This window comes from Planctomicrobium stercoris, assembly GCF_051465655.1.
Taxonomy (GTDB): domain Bacteria; phylum Planctomycetota; class Planctomycetia; order Planctomycetales; family Planctomycetaceae; genus Planctomicrobium.
In genome coordinates, this window is record NZ_CP195791.1 from 3,650,491 (window position 1) to 3,670,934 (window position 20,444).

The 20,444-nt window shown below is 55.8% G+C and carries 12 protein-coding genes and 1 pseudogene; 4 read left to right on the forward strand and 9 right to left on the reverse strand.

The annotated features are described in order from the left end of the window. The first annotated feature begins 26 nt into the window (after positions 1–26). Positions 27–1,343 (forward strand): Gfo/Idh/MocA family oxidoreductase, encoded by a 1,317-nt coding sequence (locus tag SH661x_RS14860; RefSeq protein ID WP_437222856.1) that lies wholly within the window; start codon positions 27–29, stop codon positions 1,341–1,343. 301 nt (positions 1,344–1,644) lie between these two features. Here the strand turns inward: SH661x_RS14860 and SH661x_RS14865 are convergent, their stop codons facing one another. Then, positions 1,645–2,793 (reverse strand): IS5 family transposase, encoded by a 1,149-nt coding sequence (locus tag SH661x_RS14865; RefSeq protein ID WP_437222747.1) that lies wholly within the window; start codon positions 2,791–2,793, stop codon positions 1,645–1,647. Between the two features lie 112 nt (positions 2,794–2,905). Beyond that, on the reverse strand, positions 2,906–3,943 hold the full coding sequence (locus tag SH661x_RS14870) for an IS630 family transposase (RefSeq protein WP_437221979.1): 1,038 nt from the start codon (positions 3,941–3,943) through the stop codon (positions 2,906–2,908). A 152-nt stretch (positions 3,944–4,095) separates the two neighbouring features. Here SH661x_RS14870 and SH661x_RS14875 point away from each other — a divergent pair, with 152 nt between their 5' ends. Both SH661x_RS14875 and SH661x_RS14880 read left to right on the forward strand, forming a co-directional pair. Continuing rightward, on the forward strand, positions 4,096–5,007 hold the full coding sequence (locus SH661x_RS14875) for a sugar phosphate isomerase/epimerase family protein (RefSeq protein WP_437222859.1): 912 nt from the start codon (positions 4,096–4,098) through the stop codon (positions 5,005–5,007). Between the two features lie 1,214 nt (positions 5,008–6,221). Next, entirely contained in the window at positions 6,222–9,869 is a 3,648-nt protein-coding gene (locus tag SH661x_RS14880; protein WP_437222861.1) for a CsgG/HfaB family protein, read from the forward strand. Between the two features lie 437 nt (positions 9,870–10,306). Here SH661x_RS14880 and SH661x_RS14885 read toward each other — a convergent pair whose 3' ends face one another. The 7 genes and pseudogenes from SH661x_RS14885 to SH661x_RS14915 form a co-directional block, all read right to left on the reverse strand. Continuing rightward, a complete protein-coding gene (locus tag SH661x_RS14885; RefSeq protein ID WP_437222864.1) occupies positions 10,307–11,134 on the reverse strand; it encodes a hypothetical protein in 828 nt (275 codons plus the stop codon). 205 nt (positions 11,135–11,339) lie between these two features. Next, positions 11,340–11,438: pseudogene (locus SH661x_RS14890) on the reverse strand (VOC family protein); the annotation flags it as partial. Further along, positions 11,435–12,859, reverse strand: coding sequence for a DUF1501 domain-containing protein (locus SH661x_RS14895; protein WP_437222866.1), 1,425 nt, complete (start codon positions 12,857–12,859; stop codon positions 11,435–11,437). The gene SH661x_RS14895 and the pseudogene SH661x_RS14890, both read right to left, overlap by 4 nt. A 71-nt stretch (positions 12,860–12,930) precedes the next feature. Further along, the gene (locus tag SH661x_RS14900) at positions 12,931–16,152 is read right to left on the reverse strand and encodes a DUF1553 domain-containing protein (protein ID WP_437222869.1); all 3,222 of its coding nucleotides are present in this window, start codon (positions 16,150–16,152) and stop codon (positions 12,931–12,933) included. Between the two features lie 153 nt (positions 16,153–16,305). Beyond that, positions 16,306–17,286, reverse strand: coding sequence for a DUF1559 family PulG-like putative transporter (locus tag SH661x_RS14905; RefSeq protein ID WP_437222872.1), 981 nt, complete (start codon positions 17,284–17,286; stop codon positions 16,306–16,308). 106 nt (positions 17,287–17,392) lie between these two features. Further along, a complete protein-coding gene (locus SH661x_RS14910; protein WP_437222875.1) occupies positions 17,393–19,099 on the reverse strand; it encodes a FecR domain-containing protein in 1,707 nt (568 codons plus the stop codon). Between the two features lie 6 nt (positions 19,100–19,105). Continuing rightward, positions 19,106–19,666, reverse strand: coding sequence for a sigma-70 family RNA polymerase sigma factor (locus SH661x_RS14915; RefSeq protein ID WP_437222877.1), 561 nt, complete (start codon positions 19,664–19,666; stop codon positions 19,106–19,108). 250 nt (positions 19,667–19,916) lie between these two features. Between SH661x_RS14915 and SH661x_RS14920 the strand changes: the two genes are divergently transcribed. Further along, complete coding sequence (locus tag SH661x_RS14920; RefSeq protein ID WP_437222879.1) at positions 19,917–20,309, forward strand: diacylglycerol kinase; 393 nt, start codon at positions 19,917–19,919, stop codon at positions 20,307–20,309. The last annotated feature ends 135 nt before the right edge of the window (positions 20,310–20,444 follow it).

Genomic DNA, 20,444 nt, shown 5'->3' on the forward strand with positions numbered 1-20,444 from the left:
CCTCCCGTGCTGACGAGGAGACAACCTTGAAAACAAACCGACGCAGTTTCCTCCAGCGATCCGCCGCCATGACTGCTGCCGGACTCTGGTTACCCGCATCTCTGACACCCCAGGCAGCGGAAACCACAGCTGCCCGTTCGCCGAACGAACGCTTTCGGATCGGTTCGATCGGCATGCGATATCAGGGCTCTGTGATTGCGGACAAATCGCAGGCACACGGGGACATTGTGGCCATCTGCGACGTAGACCGGGACATCGCGGAGAAGGCACGTCAGCAATTCGGCGGCAAAGCCCAGCTCTATGAAGACTATCGTGACTTGCTTCAACGTGACGATATCGATGTGGTGACGATCGGAACTCCGGATCACTGGCATACAGCCATGGTGATCGACGCCTGTCGTGCCGGAAAAGATGTGTACTGCGAGAAACCGCTGACCCTGACGATCGATGAAGGGAAGCTGCTCAGGAAAGTCGTTCAGGAGACCGGCCGCGTCATCCAGGTCGGTTCATGGCAGCGGAGCGATTCCCGATTTCGCCAGGCTTGCGAACTGGTTCGTGCCGGCAGGATCGGCAAGCTGCAAAGCGTGAATGTGGTACTCGGAAAGAACGTAACTGGGGGACCCTTCGAACAGATGAAGCCACCTACCAAATTGAACTGGGACCTCTGGCAGGGTCAAACCCCGGATGTTCCCTATACCCCGGAACGTTGCCATTACACGTTCCGCTGGTGGTACGAGTATTCCGGTGGTCAGATGACGGACTGGGGTGCCCACCATATTGATATCGCGCAGTGGGGCCTGGGAATGGACGATTCCGGCCCCACCTGGATTGACGGGCGGGCGGAACTTCCCCATGTCCAGAACGGTTACAACGTCGCCACCAGTTTTTCCGTGAAATACCGGTACGCCAACGGCGTTGAACTCACGGTTCTGGATGATGGCCGCAACGGGGTGATGTTCGAAGGAGACCAGGGGCGAATCTTCGTCAATCGGGGAACTGTCTCGGGCAAACCGGTGGAGGAGCTGGATGCGAGCCCCTTTCCCCGCGAAGACTACAAGCTTTACGACTTCGACAATCTCGCTCGTCCTGAACGCGCTGGGAAGCTGGACGCCATCATCAATCACATGGGGAATTTCTTCGACTGCGTGCAGTCCCGGCGAACACCCATCTCCAGCGTCAATTCCCAGCATCGTTCTGTCACCGTCTGCCACCTGGGAAACATCTCGATGCGGCTGGGCCGCCCACTCGAATGGGACCCGGAAAATGAGCTGTTTGTGAATGATCCTGAAGCGAACTCCTGGCTGCAGCGGGAACAACGCGACCGTTACGCCATTCGGGGATGAGTCCTTTGAGTCCATGACTCTGAGTCTTCTCCACGCGTACTCATTAGCCCCTGTCTCAGGGGAGTGTGGCGGCGATTCAGGGAGAATTGTCGTTCGAAAGCCGTGTTTATCGCCGCCAGATCGCCACTCTTTCGTGAGATTCGCTCTAGCAGGTTGCTGCAAAAGTCTCGCTTTTCTTCGAGCAAGCTGTATTTTGTGCGTCGCCATGTTGTTGGCAGAGGGTTTCATGGCCATTTCGACTCCCTTCCGCAGGTCTGTTTGCTCTTCCCGAGCACGCTGATCTGCGGAAGGGCCCGGTTCTTTATGAGGACGCCAACAGTTTTCGCAGCCTGACAAGGTTGTAGGCCGCTGCGGTCAGTTCCAGTTGTTGTTGAAGCTTCCAGCGTCCGACCCAACGACTGCGGGACAGGCCCGCAATCGTCTTCATCCAGCCAAAGTATTCTTCCACCTTCTTGCGGCAGCGCTGACTGAGCTGATACCCCAGACGTTCCAGACGCCCTCTCATACGACTCCTCGCTGCGACTTCGTCCTTCCGGAATGGACGGACATGCTGTGGATTGGGGGCGGGCTGCCGGATCATGGCACAGTGAGGTTCGATACCGCGCTGTTCCAGTTCGAAGTAAAACGGGCCGCTGTCGTATCCCTTGTCCGTCCCCAGCGTTTTCGGTGAACGAGCATGGCGTGCCTGGAGACGATCCAGCAGAGACAGTGCCGCTTCGCACTCTGCTTTCCCTGTGGCTGGCGTAGCGATGACACCCATCACCAGACCATGGCGGTTCTCGGTCAGAGCGTGCCCCATGTGCGACAATCGGGCTTCTTTGCCACTCCCTTTACGGTACAGCCTGGCTTCAGGATCTGTCCGGCTGACGTGTGTCTCGTTGGTTCTTTTCTGCCCATGAAAGTCCACTTCTGAGTTGCGAGGCTTGAACGAATTGGAATCGTCATCCTGCTGATCTTTCTCCTCCTTGGGCCGAAAGCTTTTGATTGATGCATAACTCTCGATCAGCGATCCATCCACGCTGAAATGCTCGTCGCTGCACAGACCTGCCTGCAGTGCTTTGACCAGCACGGCATCGAAAAAGGCAGCCGTCAGGCCATGTTCGTCCAGCCGGGGACGGTTGTGAGTGAATACCGTGGCATCAAAGACCTGATCTTCCGGCGACATGTCCAGAAACCAGCGAAACAGCAGATCCGTATCAATCCGCTCGACCAGTTGCCTCTCACTGCGAATCGAATACAGCGCCAGCAGCAGCAAGGCCTTCAAGACTCGCTCAGGTGGAACGCTGGGGCGACCTGTCTGACTGTAGGCGGAAGCAAAGAGGGGACTCATCTCAGTGAGAATGGCATCAATCGTCCGCTTCAGGCTGCGGAGCGGGTGATCGTGGCGAATTCGGGATTCGACATTGATCGTATAAAACAAAAGATCCTGATCACCCGGACGACCACGCATGAAAAAACTCCTCATTCACTGGGAACGAGGAGTTTAGCGCACTTTCCATAATTCACAATCAGACTTTTGCAGCAACCTGCTAAATAGGCCCTCCACCGAACCGGAGTGAGGTTTAAGCGGCTTTGGCGAAGGAGTGTCGCATGTCAAGATAGTGGTTGTTGTTCACCTCAAACCATTCATACGCTTGATCGATCAGTTCTTCCAGAGTCTGGCAGCGGTGGTTCCTCGTGATCGTCTCGTGCAGGTGCCACCAGACACGCTCGATCGGGTTCGTCTGCGGGGCGTACTTGGGCAAAAAGTGAACTTCGATCCGGTGGTTCCATTTCTGCAGATATGCTTTCACTGCCCGTGAGTCATGGAATTTGGCGTTGTCGCAGATGACGTGAATCTTCCGGTAACCCCGCAGCCGTGAACGTAGGTCGTCCAGATGAGCCAGAAACTGAACCGTGTTTCGCCGCCAGTGAGGACGACTCACCAGCAGCGTCCCTGTCCTCCAGATTAGCGAGCCTGCCACATGGCACTTCTGATTGTTCCCCGGCGTGACCACCTCGGCCTGCTGGCCTTTTTTCATCCACATGTTGCCAATTTTGGGGTTCAGATTCAGGTCCACTTCATCCTGAAAGACAGCCACATCCTGGGGAGAAAGGTTCTCCAGAAGCTGCTGAATCCGCTGGAATTTCTCGGCGTGTTCGGGATCAGCTGGTCCCACGACAGGTCGAGGGCGACGCCAGACCAGCCCCAGTCGATGCAGCCCCCGGCGGATCGTTTCACCGCTCAAACGCTGCCCGGTTTCGAACGCCAGCAGGTGGGCCAGTGTTTCACACGACCACCGGGAGCGAAAATATCCAAAGTCCCGGGGAGTGTGCTGGGTGACCCACCGCAGGACATTCATCATCCAGGCCGGGGTGAAATGCTGCGGAGTCTGCACCTCCAGAACCGCAGCGACTCTTCCTTGACTGAACAATTTCAGCGTGGTGGAAATCAGGTCGAAGCTGCAAAAGAGCACGGTCTTGATCTGCTGCCAGGTCAGGCCATCAGCTCGCAACAGGACAAGATGCGCTCGTCGAGAGACGGAAACATCGACTCCAAAGCGATAGGCCTGCAAAAGCATCTTGCGTTCCTGAGCTGTGAGGTGGATACTGCCATCCATGGCTTGGCTCCTCGGAAAGGGTTGTGTGAGAACTTCCCAAACCGTAGACCAAGCCTGTTTTTGTTCCTACACCAACTGGAATTTCCACTCCGATTGAGGTGTGGAGTTATTTAGACGCCCACTCAAGCAAAGAACGTTCAATGAACATACTGATGAACCGTCGTCAGGCGTGCCAGCTTCTGGTGGCTGCCGGGACATTCGGACTTCCCCACGGCAGCGGCATTCTGCAGGCGGCGCAGCCATTTCGTCTCAATTACTCCCTGGCTTCCTCAATGTATGGATGCCTCCCGTTAGCGGAGGTTCTTCCCGAGGTTCGCAAGGTCGGAGCGGATTCCATCGATTTGTGGCCGATGAAACATGGCAACCAGCGGGAGCAGGTTGACGAACTGGGCCATTCTCAATTTCGTCGTCTCCTCCAGGAGAATGACGTCAAACTGGGGATGACGACCCGGTATGATCTGGGGCCTTTTAAACTGGCTGATGAAATCGAGTTCGTTCATCAACTCGGCGGACGGATGATTGTGACGGGTGCCCCATCCTGCCAGACGCCAGCCACCCGCGAACAGATAGAGAAGTTCGTCCGGGATCTGCAGCCGCATGTCCAGCTTGCGGAGCAGAAGGGGGTGATCCTGGCCATTGAAAACCACAGCAACTCGCTACTTCATACCCCCGATTCCTTGCGGTACTTCGCTGAGTTCGCACAGTCTTCGCATCTGGGGATCGCTCTCGCCCCCTACCATCTGCCACAGGATCCGCAGCTGCTGAAAAACCTGATCGTGGAGATCGGCCCTCGGCTGGTCCATTTCTATGCCTGGGAACACGGCGATGGCTGTATGACGAAGTTGCCCAAGGACCAGGAGCTCAAGCAGCTGCCCGGTCGGGGACTGTTGGACTTCGCTCCGCTGATCGCCGGTCTGAAAGAGATTCAATACGCCGGCTGGACACAGGTCTTCATGCACCCGACTCCGCGCGGAATTCCAATCATGGAAACAGCCACCGAAGTGACTACAACGATCAATCAGTCCCGACAGTATCTCGACGATCTGGCGAACAAGTCGGCCTGATGTGCGTGAAAGCTCGACCATTCGTCATGCCCCCACATTGAAACTGTCCTTATCGAGAGTGAAGTCTTCCGTGGAGTTCGAACTTTTGTGAAATCGACAGTTCTGTCTCGGAGTCAGCTTCCATCGGTGACGCCGCCCTGTCTGTCCGTGATATCAGTCGCTTGCCAAAATGTAAGCCTGTTTACGGGGCGAAATCTGCAACACAAAATTCGTAAAACGTTCTTTTCCACAAACGACATGAACGTAACAATGCGGGGCGACGTCATAATTCGGTGAAGGAAAGTCAGCAGGCATTCCGGATCTGCCATCAGAGGAGTGAGATCCCATCTCTGATCGAATCACGCTTTTGCTGCGACTTCTTCTGACATGACGTGGTTGCATAACTGATCAGCATCAAAGTTCACGCGTGAAATCCATAGCGGCTCGGCAGGAGCCTCGCCCTCCCGGTTGTGAAACCACGTCATGCCTCCCTCTCGCCAAGTGAGTCGACAAGTCCGATGAGTCCGTTTCGTCGCCTCCAATCCTCCTTGTGATTGTCGAAGCTTCTTGAGAAATGCCGACTCGTCGGTTATTAGTAGATCTGGATCGCTCGAACCTATTCGAATGATGAATTCATTGATTTATTTGAGACTGCTAAAATTGCACGAGCTGGTTTCATAACACTTTGTGATCGCAATTCGGGAGGGCCAAGCTCCTGCTGAGCCGCATAAAAGACCACGCGTTCACTGGCTTGAGGCTCGGCAGGAGCCTCGTCCTCCCAGTTATGAAACCGCCTCATGCATCCCAGACGAGTTAAACATTCAATCGGACTTATCAAAAAGATCAAAGTCCTCCAAGGCGGTCGTTGAAAATCCGAACAACGAACGTTTTGCTTCCAATGCCAGGTGCAGTTAAACGTGACTCAACAAAACTTTTTCAGAGAAAGATAAGGAGAGAGAGTCCTGCAATCATTGGAAAGAATGTTAGATGGCTGCCTGCCGCTTTGGGAGTCGAAAGTTTCGTCGAACAGTTCTTGAGCTGGTTTCATAACCCTTTGTGATCGCGATTCGGGAGGGCAAAGCTTCTGCTGAGCCGCATAAAAGACCGCACATTCACTGGTTTGAGGCTCGGCAGGAGCCTCGCCCTCCCAGTTATGAAACCGCCTCTTCTACGATCAATGCTGAGGGAGTCACTGAATGAAAGTATGGGCCAGGGCTTTCACATTCATTTCAATCTTGAGCTTTCTTCCTGCAAGTCTCTTTGCGGAAACTCCTACAGAGAAAACGCCACGGATCGCAGTCATTGCGATCGGCAGCGGAGATGATCAGACGGCCAAAGTTCTGGATCTGTTGCAGCTGGAATTGGGCAAAGACCCGAAACTGCAGATTCTGGAGCGAACCACACTTGAACAAGTTCTTCAGGAGCAATCGCTTGTTGCTGCCTTTGGCAAAAAGACCGACGCTCAGCAGGCTTTCGAACTCGGTCGACTCATCTCTGCGGAACTTCTGCTGCTCGTGGAGTCGATTGAGGAAAAGCAGAGGTCGGCCCCAGCAGGCGGAAATGCACCTGGAAGTCAGGTCATTCTTCGGCTCCTGGACACAAAGCATGGATTCAAGCTGGCGGAAGATTTTCAATCGCTTGCTGAACCTGAAGCATTGGAAGATCACGCACGCGCTCTTGCCGCCTGGGCTTCCACGAACGCGTCCAAGCTGGAATCAATTCACGAACCTCGGCATGTCGTGGCAATCTCCAGCGTGACCAGTGACGAACATTCATCGACCTGGAATTGGATTTCGGACATTCTCCCTGCCGGCCTGGAGCGTCAACTTGGTCGACATCCCAAAATCATCCTTGCCGAGCGGCATCGAGTCGCTCCGCTGCTCTTGGAACGGTCTGTCACAACCGACCTGCCGGAATCAATCCTTCCTTCAGCGGTGTTTTTTCAAGGTCACTTTCAGCTGGAACGGGAGAAGGGTCTGGATGCCGTTCTGGTGACGCTGGAAGGTCGCCAAAAGGGAAGCCAGCTCTTCGAAGTTCAAGTACGAGGCTCTTTCAATAAACTGGATCAACTCTCTGCGGATCTGGCGATGGCGGTTACGGAAAAGCTGGATCTCGGGGAGTCTTTCCAGCATCTCGACGCCACTGCCGAGACCGCTTTGCTGATTTCCCAGGCCAGATGGCTGATCAGGGCTGGCCAGCCCGAGCGTGCGATCCCGCTACTGGAATCTGCGGTCGCACTCGACCCGAAGAACATCGTCCCCAAGATGCTGATTGTGCACGCCAGTCACTCCGCGTACTTCACGTTTTGCAGATGGACGCATCCAGCTCACGTGAACAAGACTCTCCGGTCAAGTAAATCGTGGAGGTATGACGAACAAATTTTGAATCTCGTGCCGATGATGATTCGGAACCTGAATCTGTGTTCGCAAGTCATGGACGATTTAAAGATCCGTGACGGACAGTTCCAACACGATCAGTTCTTTCAGGAGTTCGGATTCGCGAATATCGAATTTTCATCGCTTCAGGACTGCCTCGCTTACCCGCAGTTTCTCACCCATAAAGCCGACGAACACCCACTCGTGGAGCAAGCCATTGGCCAGATGCAGCCACTTCTCCGCGAGTGTTCACAGAAGATCTTTGAGCGATTCAATCAATACAGCAGTGCTCTTCATTTCTCAGAAGAAGGATTTATTCATCTGGCCTGCTGGAAGTGGGACACTCCTGAAGAGTATCTCCAGGAACTTCTGCAGCTTCTGGAAAAACACGCCAAAACGAGATTTCGGAATATCGACCATCTGCATTTTATCATTGAGACACGAACGAAGTGGAGAGACAGACAGGATCTGCATGATGTGTATCTGACGTTTCTGTCACGCCTCGCTGAGCATCCGGATGTCGCCATCAGGGCGATTGGCGAAGCGACCCTGGTGAAGTATTGCATCGACGCGATTGGCCAGACTCAGCGAACGACTTCAACCGACTATCTTGAGGAGTATCGGCTAGCGTCTCAGCTGGCGCTCATGAGAATGGTCGGTAAACCGGAAGTCGCGGGAGGAGAGCACAACGCAGAACTTGGAAATCAAATTGCCCTGGAGGCATCACAACATCACTTCCGACGGTACCTGGAACTGTTGATCCAAGATCTGGAGCAGCCCCAGTCGGAACTCTACCCGATCATTAACGGGAAATTTCATGAACTCACTCATCCCAATGTCAAAATTGACGACATTGAACAGGGGCGACTCTACGAACGATTCGTGCGGGCTCAACTGCCGCATATCCGAGCACAGGGTTATCTGATTCCGATTCCCTTTGGATTTAAGCGGTTCAATTTTCCGACAGGTGGGCTCACTCTGGCGGTAAAGTATCTTGAAAAAGGGGGCGATCCGGCCAGTGCTGAACGACTGCTTGAAGATGTGCTGAAACTCGATCTTCGCCGGGAGGAACGAACGCCCCTGAATGTGACGCTCAATGAATTGCGGAGCAGGCATCTCACGACATTAAAGGCGATCAATCCCGATTTCACATTCCAGCCCCCAGTGCTGAAGTATCGACCGGAGATCCGTGAAGTCCTGGACAGAAAACAGGTGAACGACAAATTCCAGATCCGCGAGCTGGAACGCTATCGCGGAAATTCCAGTGGTGGAGCTCAATTCCGCGGCATAGTCCGCACCGATACTGGATTGGCCATTATCGTCTCCGGTTCGAATGGAATTTCCTCCCATTCCCGAAATCTTTTGATCTGTGATGTGATGCGACTTGATCCCGAGTCACTTTCCCCACTGTCACTCGATCCTCTGGATGTCGAAGTCAGCCGATCCATGAAGGATTTCAATCGCAGTGGCTATTCGGATTGGGGGACATCGACGTGCATTCAGGGCGAGACCATCTATATTCCTATCCCCGGATATGGCATTGTAAAATCCGAGCCCGGTCAGCGTGGCACCCTGTTGACCGAAGAGAAAGGTCTTCCGACGACTGCCGTGAGCACGATGGCCTGCCAGGACGGAAAATATTTCTTAAGCATCAACGGAGGATCGGCCCTGTTGGAATTCAACCCGGAGTCTCTGGAGACCCGGCAGATCTTTCCTGACGCTGACTTTCCCTACAAAAACGCCACAGTCTCCGCAATCCTCGCCGATCCGGAACGTCATGCCCTGTGGGTGGTCCTGAGCGTGCGCACGAATCGCCTTCTCCATCTGTATCAAGTCGATACCCGCAATGGAAAGATGACGCGGCGGTCCCCTTCTGGCCCTGTGCCTGAGACACCCGACATCACCAGACAGTTTTATTCCCCAAGGTACCTTTGGTGGCAAGGAAATCAACTCGCACTGTATGAATCTCAGCAGGGCGCAGTGGCGCTGATTGATCCCGAGACGGTTGGAGTCAACTGGCTGTGTACGACCCCTCAAGTACAAAAGTGGGGATGGGACTCGTTGCCACTTCCGGCCCGCTACGCTTCGGATGTCCAGGTTGGCAGTGCATATTCCAACCAGCCTCGGAAGGTCGGCGTGGAAACAGACGGTGGCTTCGTTGCCTGGGGCGTAGAAACGAATAAGGATCAGGTCACCGTTGGCTTTTCCAGAGAGCTGGTTTCACTTTTCTATTTTCCAGTGGATCAGAAACAAAATCTCTCGATCGATCGATTGCTCAGTCATGATGGCCAGGAAGTTCCTGATATCAAATCGATCCCTGATCGCCCTCTGTGTCTGCAACCTGGCAAAGCCCTCCAGGAAGAATTCCAGTCGAGAGAAATCCGCGGAACGATGTCGACTCCCAATGGACTGTTGATACTCACATCCGAAAAATTATATTGCCTCCCGGAGTTCGCGCTCTCGCGGAAATCATCTCCCGCAGCTGGAACTGATGAGCCTCCTCCGTAGAACGAGTTGCATCACTCGATCATAGCGACGGCTCTTCCCTACAATGACACGGGTCGAAGCAATTCCGGTCTCAAATCAGGGTGAGTGAAGCCAGGAGCAAAACACTGGAGAGTGTACAGTCGATTTCGAGACGATGGATGTCATGACGCACTTCCAGTCGCTTATCACCGTTTCTCTGAGCATTTCAAATCATCCTATGAGAGAAGGGGGGGTCACAACCGGGAGGGCGAGGCTCCTGCCGAGTTGTTATGGATTTCACGCGTGATCTTTGATGCGGCTCCGCAGGAGCGTCGCCCTCCCGAAGCCATTGACTGATCAGTGATGAAACCACTTCATGTCAAATCTTTTCGAGATTCCGGGAGCCATTCATCCTCCGCGTCACAATTGGGAAGTAATTGTGGATTGGTGAAATGGGTCTGACGCCCAGGACAGTTCGGTCAGACTGGACTCAGACTCGTGGCGGAATCCGTTGAAAGAATCGCAGCGCGGAATCGCTCAAACCAGGGACCAGGGTTGATGAAGGATTCGGCCGGCAGAGTCCCATACTTCTCCAACGCGGCCTCGACAGGATCCCAGCCAACTCGCGACGCGACTTCGAACGCCCGCAGCCCATTACGAATTCGTTCTGCTGATGATGTGAAGTCGCGAAACCGGAGAATGGTGAAGGCTGGAAAGTACGAAAACCGAATCCAGGGACGCAGCGCGATGGATTTCATCAGAGGCCATTCAAATTCGTCAACTCCCTGCTGAAGTCTGGGGCCGACAATATGCTCTTGCTCGTACAGGAAATGGGCAGTGAAGACCTCTTCCTTTTCGGCGTCTGACAATGTTGTTCCAGTCCGTTCGGCATCGTGAACACGGTTCAGTTGGTCCAGCAGTTCCGGAACAACGAACTGGCCTGCTGCCGGGTGATGACCGAATTCCCGTGTGAACACAAAATTGACATAGGTGTCGACGCAAACACGCCAGTTGATCTCTCGGAATTCATCAGCAAAGTCCGCCAGGCGTTCCATTCTCTCCACGGCCTGTTCCGAGCAGCGATGAATTCCGTTGAGCAGACCTCCGAGTCTCATCCCGAATCGGAAGTATCCGCCGGCCCAGAGTGCTCCGTGGGCGGCAATGAGCGGAAAGACATGATTCCGGCCCGATTCAAGATACACATGCCGATAAACAGCGGCACGCTGGGTGAGGTCCGTGAGTCCGCCTGCCAGACGGATCGCATCCGCATTGAGGGCGTGATAGCGCTGCTGCATTTCGATGGTCATTATTGTGATCCCCGCTAATCCACTTGCCATTCGGTCTGCAGCACTTGACCGATGGAGTGATGAAGAATTAACCGGGGATTCACAAATTCTTCGAGTTACGCGGGAGGACATTGTCCCTGACACACTCGAACCGCTTGTAATCTGACTTTATCAGGGACGATGTGTCAGCATTGGCGGGAAAACCAGCACGAATCTGCTGCTAATCCTGAGGGATAATCTGCCAGGAAACGCCCCATTTGTCCTGACACCAGCCGCACGCACTCTCCTGCCCTCCATTGGCTGCGAGTGAAACCCATGACTTCAGCCCGTGACCAGCTTTTTAAAGAAGCTCCCTTCGTTGACGGTCGGACGTTCCGGTCGACCTTTATGCAGATACGTGAGTTCCATGTTGGAGAGACCGAGCAGATGCAGGATCGATGCATGCAGGTCGTGAATGTGCAGTCGATCTTCGACGGCTCGCAAGCCCAGTTCGTCTGTAGCACCGATTGTTTGTCCACCGCGGACGCCCCCTCCCGCCATCCACATGGTAAACCCGGTCGGGTTGTGATCGCGGCCATCTCCTTTTTCTGAAATCGGCGTGCGTCCGAATTCGCCTCCCCAGACCACAAGAGTCTCATCGAGCAGCCCACGCTGCTTCAGGTCTTTGAGCAGACCGGCGACCGGCAGATCCATCGACCGGCAAAGCTTGGAATGGTTCCCTTCAAGACCTGAATGTGCATCCCATTTGCTCCCCGCGCCATGATAGAGCTGGATGAATCGGACTCCGCGTTCCACCAGCCGTCGCGAGAGCAGACACATCCGGCCGAAGGCTTCGGTCTCGTTCTGATCTGTCCCGTATAGCTGATGCGTCTGAGCGGATTCTTCCGTTAAGTCGACCGCTTCCGGGGCCTGTGCCTGCATACGGAACGCCAGTTCGTAGCTGCGAAGTCGGGCATCCAGTTCACTCTGCTCCGGATGAAGATCGGCAAACGATCGATTGAACTGGTTCAGCAGACCGAGTTTCATCTGCTGGCGTGAGGGGCCGATTCCTTCTGGCGAGTTCAGATTCGGGATCGGCTGATTCCCTTCGGAGAGGTGAACCCCCTGATAGACGGCGGGCAAGAAGCCGGCACTCCAGTTCCGTGGCCCGTTCACCACAGACGAACGGTTGTCCTGCATCACCACAAAGGCGGGCAGATTCTGATTCTCACTCCCCAGCCCATAACTGACCCAGCTTCCCAGCGAGGGACGCCCCCCCGTGATCGCGCACGTATTCATCTGGCAGACGCCGGATGAATGATTGATTCCTTCCCCCCAGCAGGAGCGAATCACCGCAATCTCATCAACGCATTCGGCGGTGTGCGGAAGCCATTCCGAAACCCACGTGCCCGCTTCCCCATGCTGTTTCCATTTGCGGGGACAGGCCAGCAGCGGTGAATGGAATTCGCCCATGGAGGTGATGACCTGACCGAAACTTTCCGGAATCGGCTGCCCCGCCAGTTCGTTCAGCAGCGGCTTGGGATCGAACAGGTCGATATGGCTGGGGCCTCCTTCCATGAAGAGGAAGATCACGCTTTTGGCTGAGGGTGCGAAGTGTCCCAGTGGACGCGGACTGGCCGCCGAAGGGACCGGGCCGGCAGGAAGTGGTGACTCCGCCAGCATGCCGGACAGTGCGACCGCCCCAAACCCCGCTCCGCTGCGAGTGAGGAACTCCCTGCGAGTCGTCGGGATGTGAATGTGTGCCATGGCTGAATCTCTTTCGCTTTCAACAGGATCTCGCGGCCCCACGATTGATGTTGGCACCGGGTGGCGAAACGTCAGTCGACGTATAAGAACTCATTCGAGTTCAGGAGGACATGACATAAGTCCACAAACGCCGCTTCCTCAGGAGACTGCGCCAGAGCTCCATGTTTCAAAGGATGAATCTTTAATCCCCCTGAAGAGGTGTCCTGAAAAATTCCCGGCGCAGGTTCGAACTGCCAATACCCCATGGTCCCGGGGATGACTCCTTCGGAAGTGTAAAGCAGTTGCGAGCGATGGAGCGCCCCTCTGGAGAGGCGAAGGTCATCGATCAGTCCGTCAAAATAACCATCATTCGCATTGCGCGATCCCAGCGCGATGGGGGCATCGCATGCCACTCCGCTCACGATCGATAGAGGAAGCTCCGCGACCTGCAACGGCTCATCATCATTCGACAGGTCCTTCAGGTAGAACGTGACACTCCCGGCCCTCTCGCCCGTGGCCAGCCGGACGCTGGCGGCCGCGTAATAGGGCTTGTTGATTTCGACATGTTGATCAGAAAACACGGGAACTTCATTCCGTTTCCCAGCCTGATCGATCCCGTAGATCTGCAGCACCAGTGTCTGTGGCTTTCGCCGCGAGCCCTTTCCGGTGATGCCAAAGGCCCATCCGCTGCGGGAGCTTTCGTTCACCTTTGCCGCCAGCGTCCGGACATTGCCGGAGTCGAAGATCGATCGCAGCTGAAAGAATCCTTCGATGGTGAAGTCTTCATCCAGCAAGCATTTCTCTGCGGGGACAAGGAGTTGTCCCTGCTTGCCGTCAGCCTGCAGCAGCAGCGCCTGACCATCGCGATAGGGCATCTTACCGGTCGGCAGGTTGGGGAGTTCCGCCGTCTTCGACGATCGCCCGATCTCCTCTGTTGTTTCGAGGAGAAACTGCTGTGCGGCGTTCAGCTCATCAGGACGAGGATCACGTCCAAGTGCGAGGCGCCACAATTGCCGGATCCGATCTTCCTGAGTGATGCGGTTTCCCGAAAGGCTTCGCGCGACCGCTTTCGAGAGGTGTGACGAATGCCGCAGCATCGTCTGACTGTTGATCAGGAGCAGCGACTGCACAGGGGATGTGGTCGTGTCACGAGACGCCGAACTGGAGAAAAACTGTGGCAGGTCGAACACGTCGAGAAGCGGGTCACGGCTGTTCCGCATGTACAGGGTGTAGATGGAACGGCGCGGCTGGTCGGGTTGAACTCCGGGTCCACCACGCTTGAGATTCAGTTGACCGGAGACGGCGAAAATCGCATCGCGAATCTGCTCGGCATCGAGCCGCCGGGTGGGAGCCCGCCAGTGCCAGATGTTGGCTGGGTCTTTCCGCTGACACGCCTCGAAATCGGGATGCGATGTCGATTGCCGATAAGTCGCGGAAGTGACAATCAACCGGTGCAGATCCTTGAACTTCCATCCCTGATCCACGAATCGCACGGTGAGCCAGTCCAGCAACTCCGGATGACTCGGGGGAGCGCCGAGCCGTCCGAAGTCGCTGCTGTTTTCGACAAGTCCCCGGCCAAAGTGAAACTGCCAGATCCGGTTGACGACGACGCGCGTCGTCAGCGGGTTGTCCGGCCGAGTCAGCCATCTGGCAAGCGTGGCACGTCGCCCTGTGGAATCGGGAACCGGGACCGGAATAATTTCGGCAGGTTCACTTTCCAGCAGCGTGAGGAACCCGGGTTGAACTTCGAGTTTCTTCTTAGGAATCACGGTGGGGGACGATGCTGAACCGACGTCCGTCGCTGCCATCGGAGTGGGGAGGGGGGCAGGGGCCTCTTTGGAAAACGCGGCCAGTGCACGTCTCAGAGCGAGAATCTTTTCTTTCTCATCCCCTTTCATCCGGCTGTCGAGCCGCTCATGCTCGTAGAGGACCTGACGCCAGGCGAGTGCCACCAGCTGCTTCTCCTGAGGAGTCCGTTCCGAGTCGGGCTTGTGGATCATCTCCTTGATGTCATCCGGGAAGATGGAGACCGCTGCGACTTCGCCCCGTTTACGAACGGCTGATTCCAGTTCTTCCAGCTCCGCCCGGATCTTTGCCGTCTTTTCCTCATAGACTCGCAGCTTTTCAGCATGCGTGGATCGTTCTGCATCGGTCGCTGCAATGAGATCATCGCGCGGCATCAGCGGTTCGAAGAACGCGCGCAGGCGGAAATAATCCTTTTGCAGAATCGGATCGTACTTGTGGTCATGACACCGTGCGCACTGCATTCCCAGCCCCAGAAAGACGTCGCTGGTCGCGTCGGTCACTTCGTTCAGCATGACGTCCCACTGACCGCGGACATCCCGGGCGTTGTACTCATAAATGCCATGCCGAAGAAAGCCGGTGGCGATCAGTGCCTGAGGATCGCCGGGAAAGAGTTCGTCGCCTGCGAGCTGCTCCTGCACAAAGCGGTCGTACGGTTTGTCGTCATTCAGCGAATCGATGACATAGTCGCGGTACCGCCAGGCTTGAGGACGGTGATGGTCGGCGCGATAGCCATCGGAGTCGGCATAGCGCACCAGATCCAGCCAGTGACGCGCCCAGCGTTCTCCATATTCCGGGCGGGCCAGAAGAGTGTCGACCAGCCGTTCATAAGCGTAGGGGTCTTCATCCGCAACGAAGTTTCGAACTTCATCGGGTGTGGGAGGAAGACCGATGAGATCAAAGTAGAGTCGACGGATGAGTGTCGAGCGGTCGGCCTCGGGAGCCGCCGTCAGCCCCTGATTCTCGAGCCCCTGAGCAATGAAGGCGTCAATCTCATTGCGTCCCCAAGTCTCATTCTGAACGGAAGGAACATCAGGCTTGCGGACAGGTTGAAATGCCCACCACGCGCGGTCTTCATCCGTAAACTGTTTTCCTTCGACTCGAGTGGCGATCTGCCCTTCATCACCGGGCCAGGGGGCTCCTGCGGTGATCCAGTCGGCGAGGATCTGAAGCTGTGCCTCTGGCAGCTTTCCGCCGGGGGGCATCTGAAAGGAATCGTATCGGACAGCTTCCAGCAGCAGGCTGTTGTTTGCATTTCCGGGCTCGATCGCGGGTCCGGATTCTCCTCCCAGGAGCATCTGCGAACGGGAGTCGAGTCGCAGCCCCCCTTTCTGCTGCTCTGCACCGTGGCACTTGAAACAATGTTCCGCCAGGAGCGGACGGACCTTGTTTTCGAAGAACCTGATTTCCTCCGGAGTGGGGGACTCAGCGGAAGTGATGCGTCCAACAACCGTGAAGAGGATCAGCCCGTAGATTCGGGTCAGAATCGCTCGTCGAAAAGTTCCACACATTGTTCATTCATTTCCAGGCGGGAAAGTCAGTCATGACGTGAAGATTAACGTCATGACTGCTCTTGATCACGCTGCTGAACGATTTCGGCAGCACATTCGGGAGGGGACGGTGACGCATGAACGCCGCGCGTTCCGCGGGCAATTTCTAGGGCTCTAAAGCTCCAGCGTGGGAACTTCGCCGCTGCTCCGGCTGGCGGTGGATTTCAGAGCAGTGATGTCGACGCTGTCGGAGACAAACTTGACCGCGCCGTCACACATGAGAACATGCGTCCCGCCGGAGTGCTCGCTTCCCATGCTGACGTCGTTCCATTTGTAGTCACCGCCGGAATACGCATTCGGTGAGAACATGACGTTTTTAAATGCAAAACTATCGGTCGTGCCAGAACCGCGAGTCCAGGAACGGTAGCAGTTCAGTTCCCGTCCATCTCGGGCCCGGGTGTTCGAGATTTCAAACATCAGGAAAGTCGAAGTTGAGCCGTCGACGATGTCGTTGAATCTGATCTTACTGTTACGGGAAAGGACTCCATGCTGGGAGAAACCGCCCCAGGCTGTTGTGCTTGCCGGATTCACGGAGCATTCGTTGGCAGCCGACCAGACCTGGCAGGTGTACAGGCTGTCGGTAAATCCGGTCGCCCCTTTCGGACCGCCGTTTCCGTAGTAGTGCATGGTATACCGGCTCGCACCTGACGAGTCTTTGATCTTGTTGGAACTGGGACACAGGAATGTGGCGATTTTCACTGAAGACTCCGAACCGGGGTCAGGGACCGCCACCGGATTCCCCCGACGGGCTCCGTTAAAGTTGATGGACTGGTAGAGATTCGCCTGATCGATGTACGGGAGGATCAAGGCGTGAAAGCCATATTCGTTTCCTCCGGTGCAGGCGGGATTGGCTCCGCCACAGGCCCCGGACTGAGTTCCGTAAATGGCTCCCGGAGGAAACGTGTTGTGCGAGTCATGGTAGTTATGAAGCGCCAGCCCCAGCTGTTTCAGGTTGTTTTTGCACGCTGAACGCCGGGCGGCCTCTCTTGCCTGTTGCACTGCCGGCAGCAGCAGCGCGACCAGCACTCCGATAATGGCAATCACGACCAGAAGTTCGATCAGGGTGAATGCGGATCTTTTCGCACGGTGTGGCATCGTTAAGCTTTCGATAAAAGTGAAATTGAATCAGAACAACGCAATCGAACGGAACGGGACCGGAAGGCCGATTCATGGCACTCCAAGTCCTTTTCTCTGGAATGACTCACTCGCTTTCAGCTTTCGTAATCGCCGGGAATCCGCCAATAAACACGGGGTCCAGGACGTGATTCCGGTCCTGGCTGGCGTTCTCAAAAAACAGTCCCGGCACTTTGGCCCCCTCCGCATAGCCAAGATCGGACAGATCGATCCCCACAGCCAGTGCGTAGAACGGCAATGACATCTCCGCCCCCCGTCGTGCAGTGGCCTGCCCCGAGGTGAGGTCGTCCAGCGACTTCGGGACCTGCTTGAAGGTAAACACCCGAAACGGGGCGACTTCGCGTGCATTGGCAGTGTTGAGAGAGATGTCGAATTTCGTGATCAAATGCGCCCGCGTTCCAGCTTCCGCTTCAATCGGACTGACGCGAAAACGATCTCCTTCATGCGGGTAAACCACGGACTGCACTTCGAAGAGCACCACGTCAGGACCGGGGCTGTTGGTCACCGGCTCATGGAACCGAACCGCCAGTCCCGGTTTGTTGTGATAGTCCGACCAGTTTTCTTCAGCGGCCCGGGGGCGATCAGGATCGTGATCGAAGTTGATCACCCCGGTGTTGAGGGCCCGATCATGCGTTAACAGTTCGGTCACATCGGCAGGAAGATCAACGTCGCTGGCCAGACTGTTGGGATTGGAGAAAGAGGAGAAATGCAGCAGTTCGATCCCGATGAGTTCATCCACGGGATAGGTGATCAGTTGCTGGCCCCGCTGAGCCGTGACGCTCAACAACTCTCGCACCGCGGGACCATCCCCATGCTTCTTTGCTTCGTAGGAAACAATACGATCGGGAAGAGCGCGCTGGTACTGGTGGGGATTGAAGCGAATGGCCTGCAGGCCTTCTGTAGGGGCGGCCACCCGGGTTGCTTCCCCCTGAGTCAGTGTTTTTGGGGCCATCGCCTCTTCCGATTTCATCACAACCTGTGCAGCACCTTCAATCACCTGCACGTCGGAGTTCCCAGCATCATTCACGTCGACGGAAAATCGGGTTCCCAGATCGATAACGGTGCTGCGGGGGGTCCCGACTTCAAACCCTTCTGCACCCTCAGGAGCATGAACAGAGCAGCTTCCAACCTTCAGTTCCATACGGTTTGAAGAAGAGGCACGGAACACCGCGGGGGCCTTCAGCAGGGCGGTGGCGCCCCCTGCGAACTCCAGTTCTATCATCCCTTTGACGAGAACATATTCGTGATCCACCTTCATCCCCGCTCCCAGTTCCGGAACGACCTCACGCAGCAGCTCCGCGCCGGCCGATTGCCTCAACCGGACCGGCGGATCGGCCTCGTCCGGGGCAAGCGCCACTGTGATGGGAGTGTCGACGGGCGCGATTGTGTTTACGGGAAGCTCAGGGGTTTCCGCCGGAACGACAACAACGGGAACTTTGGGCGAGTTGAGCCAATCCGGGAACACCATCGTTGCTGCCAACAGCAAGCCGGCGGCGACGACCGATGCCGCGAGGCGCCAGGAACTTCGACGAGTCGATGAAGTTGAACCTTGATGCCGGTGCAACTGCGAGTCTGCCACCGGATCGGGTTCGGGCCGCTGCCTTGCGACCTTCTGCAGGGCGAGATGCAGATCGATTCGGGAAAAGTAATCATCCTGCGCCTGCGGGTTGGAAGTCAGGATCTGCTCCAGACGACCATGCTGATCCGCGGTGATCTCCCCATTCAACAGGCAGTTGACCAGTTCATCGAGTTCCCGGCGATCGTTTGTGGACATGGCTGATTACTCCACCGCCAGCTGACGCTGGACGCAGTTCAACAGCAGTCGACGGATCCGGCCCAGCTGGTTGTAAAGAGTCTGTAAGGGCTGATTCTGTGCCTCCGCGAAGTCTTTCAAGGTTCCGTCCTGTTCATAAGCGACTCGCACCAGTTCACGATGAGATTCGGACAACGCCTCCAGACAGCCCCGCAGCACCGGCATCATTTCCGCCGCCTGATCCAGAGACTGCCGACGGCGATCCGCAAGTTGCGACATCAATTCGGAATTGAACTGGAGTCGATCCCGCTGGACCGATCGCAAGAAGTTTCGAACTTCATAGAACCCCACTCCGCAGGCCCAGGCCAGAAAGCTGCGATCACGTTCGTACTCCGGGAATTTTCGCCACAACAACAGGCTGCATCGCTGAAAGACATCCTCAGCGTCCGCCTGATTCGGGAGCAGGGAATAAATGTATGCCGACAAGCGCTCCCGATCTCTGGAGAAGAGAGTCAGGAACTCCTCGTACCGGGCTTCCGATGAGAGTTCGGCCCCGTCGGTCGAGTTCGATTCTGTGTGATCATCCATCGTAAAAGGTCACTCCAGACATATATCGTTCGACGTTGATGCGGCTTACCGATCAAAATCACGAGTTTTTCTGCGGATTCCCTGTAACACCGGCAGGGAACAGACATTGTGATCCCCGGTTTCGCACTCCAAACCGAGGATTGAAGAGGGCATCTTGACCTGAATTCCGCTTCAAAAGTAAATTTCCGCCACTGCCATTGTCCCCCGGCAGTAAGCGTCTTCGCAATCCCCTTCCCGCTCCTCAGGTCGCATGTCTACGGAACTCCTGGACGATCCCGTTGAGAAACCTCGGCGTTCTCCCTGGCGACAACGCCTTGTGGATGCCGAGACAGGTTTGCGGTTCGGAATCCGGGCCGACAGTACGCTGTTCGTCTTTTTCTTTTGTTCAGCCACCGTCCTGCTGGCCAGTCTGGTCATGGGGCTGACCACACTGGAATGGGCGATCCTGATCCTGGCTTTGGGATTCGCACTGTCGGCAGAGTTGTTGCATCAGGTGTTAAAGCAGATCTCCGACAATCTCGAGGGACGCTTCGCGGAAATCATTCTTCTGGGAACGACAGCCGTCGTCGCGGCGCATCTGACAGCCGCTTTCGTCTCGGGGCTTCTGCTCTGGAAGCGGCTATCCACGTTGTGGAGCCCCTGAGCGCGGTTTCGCCCGACAACTTCTTCTTCGCTGGGGCAAGTCTTGCCAGAATTTCGTTTGTGAGAGACAATCCGCAGATTGAAATCCAGGCAAGTGTCCTTGCATGCTGACCGGTCAGATCTGACTGACAATCTC

Excerpts from the sequence above, each read along its gene's own strand:
- SH661x_RS14865 (WP_437222747.1), bottom strand. The coding sequence starts at position 2,793 with ATGCGTGGTCGTCCGGGTGATCAGGATCTTTTGTTTTATACGATCAAT.
- SH661x_RS14905 (WP_437222872.1), bottom strand. The coding sequence starts at position 17,286 with ATGCCACACCGTGCGAAAAGATCCGCATTCACCCTGATCGAACTTCTG.
- SH661x_RS14895 (WP_437222866.1), bottom strand. The coding sequence starts at position 12,859 with ATGGCACACATTCACATCCCGACGACTCGCAGGGAGTTCCTCACTCGC.
- SH661x_RS14915 (WP_437222877.1), bottom strand. The coding sequence starts at position 19,666 with ATGGATGATCACACAGAATCGAACTCGACCGACGGGGCCGAACTCTCA.
- SH661x_RS14910 (WP_437222875.1), bottom strand. The coding sequence starts at position 19,099 with ATGTCCACAAACGATCGCCGGGAACTCGATGAACTGGTCAACTGCCTG.
- SH661x_RS14870 (WP_437221979.1), bottom strand. The coding sequence starts at position 3,943 with ATGGATGGCAGTATCCACCTCACAGCTCAGGAACGCAAGATGCTTTTG.
- SH661x_RS14920 (WP_437222879.1), top strand. The coding sequence starts at position 19,917 with ATGTCTACGGAACTCCTGGACGATCCCGTTGAGAAACCTCGGCGTTCT.
- SH661x_RS14900 (WP_437222869.1), bottom strand. The coding sequence starts at position 16,152 with ATGTGTGGAACTTTTCGACGAGCGATTCTGACCCGAATCTACGGGCTG.
- SH661x_RS14875 (WP_437222859.1), top strand. The coding sequence starts at position 4,096 with ATGAACCGTCGTCAGGCGTGCCAGCTTCTGGTGGCTGCCGGGACATTC.
- SH661x_RS14885 (WP_437222864.1), bottom strand. The coding sequence starts at position 11,134 with ATGACCATCGAAATGCAGCAGCGCTATCACGCCCTCAATGCGGATGCG.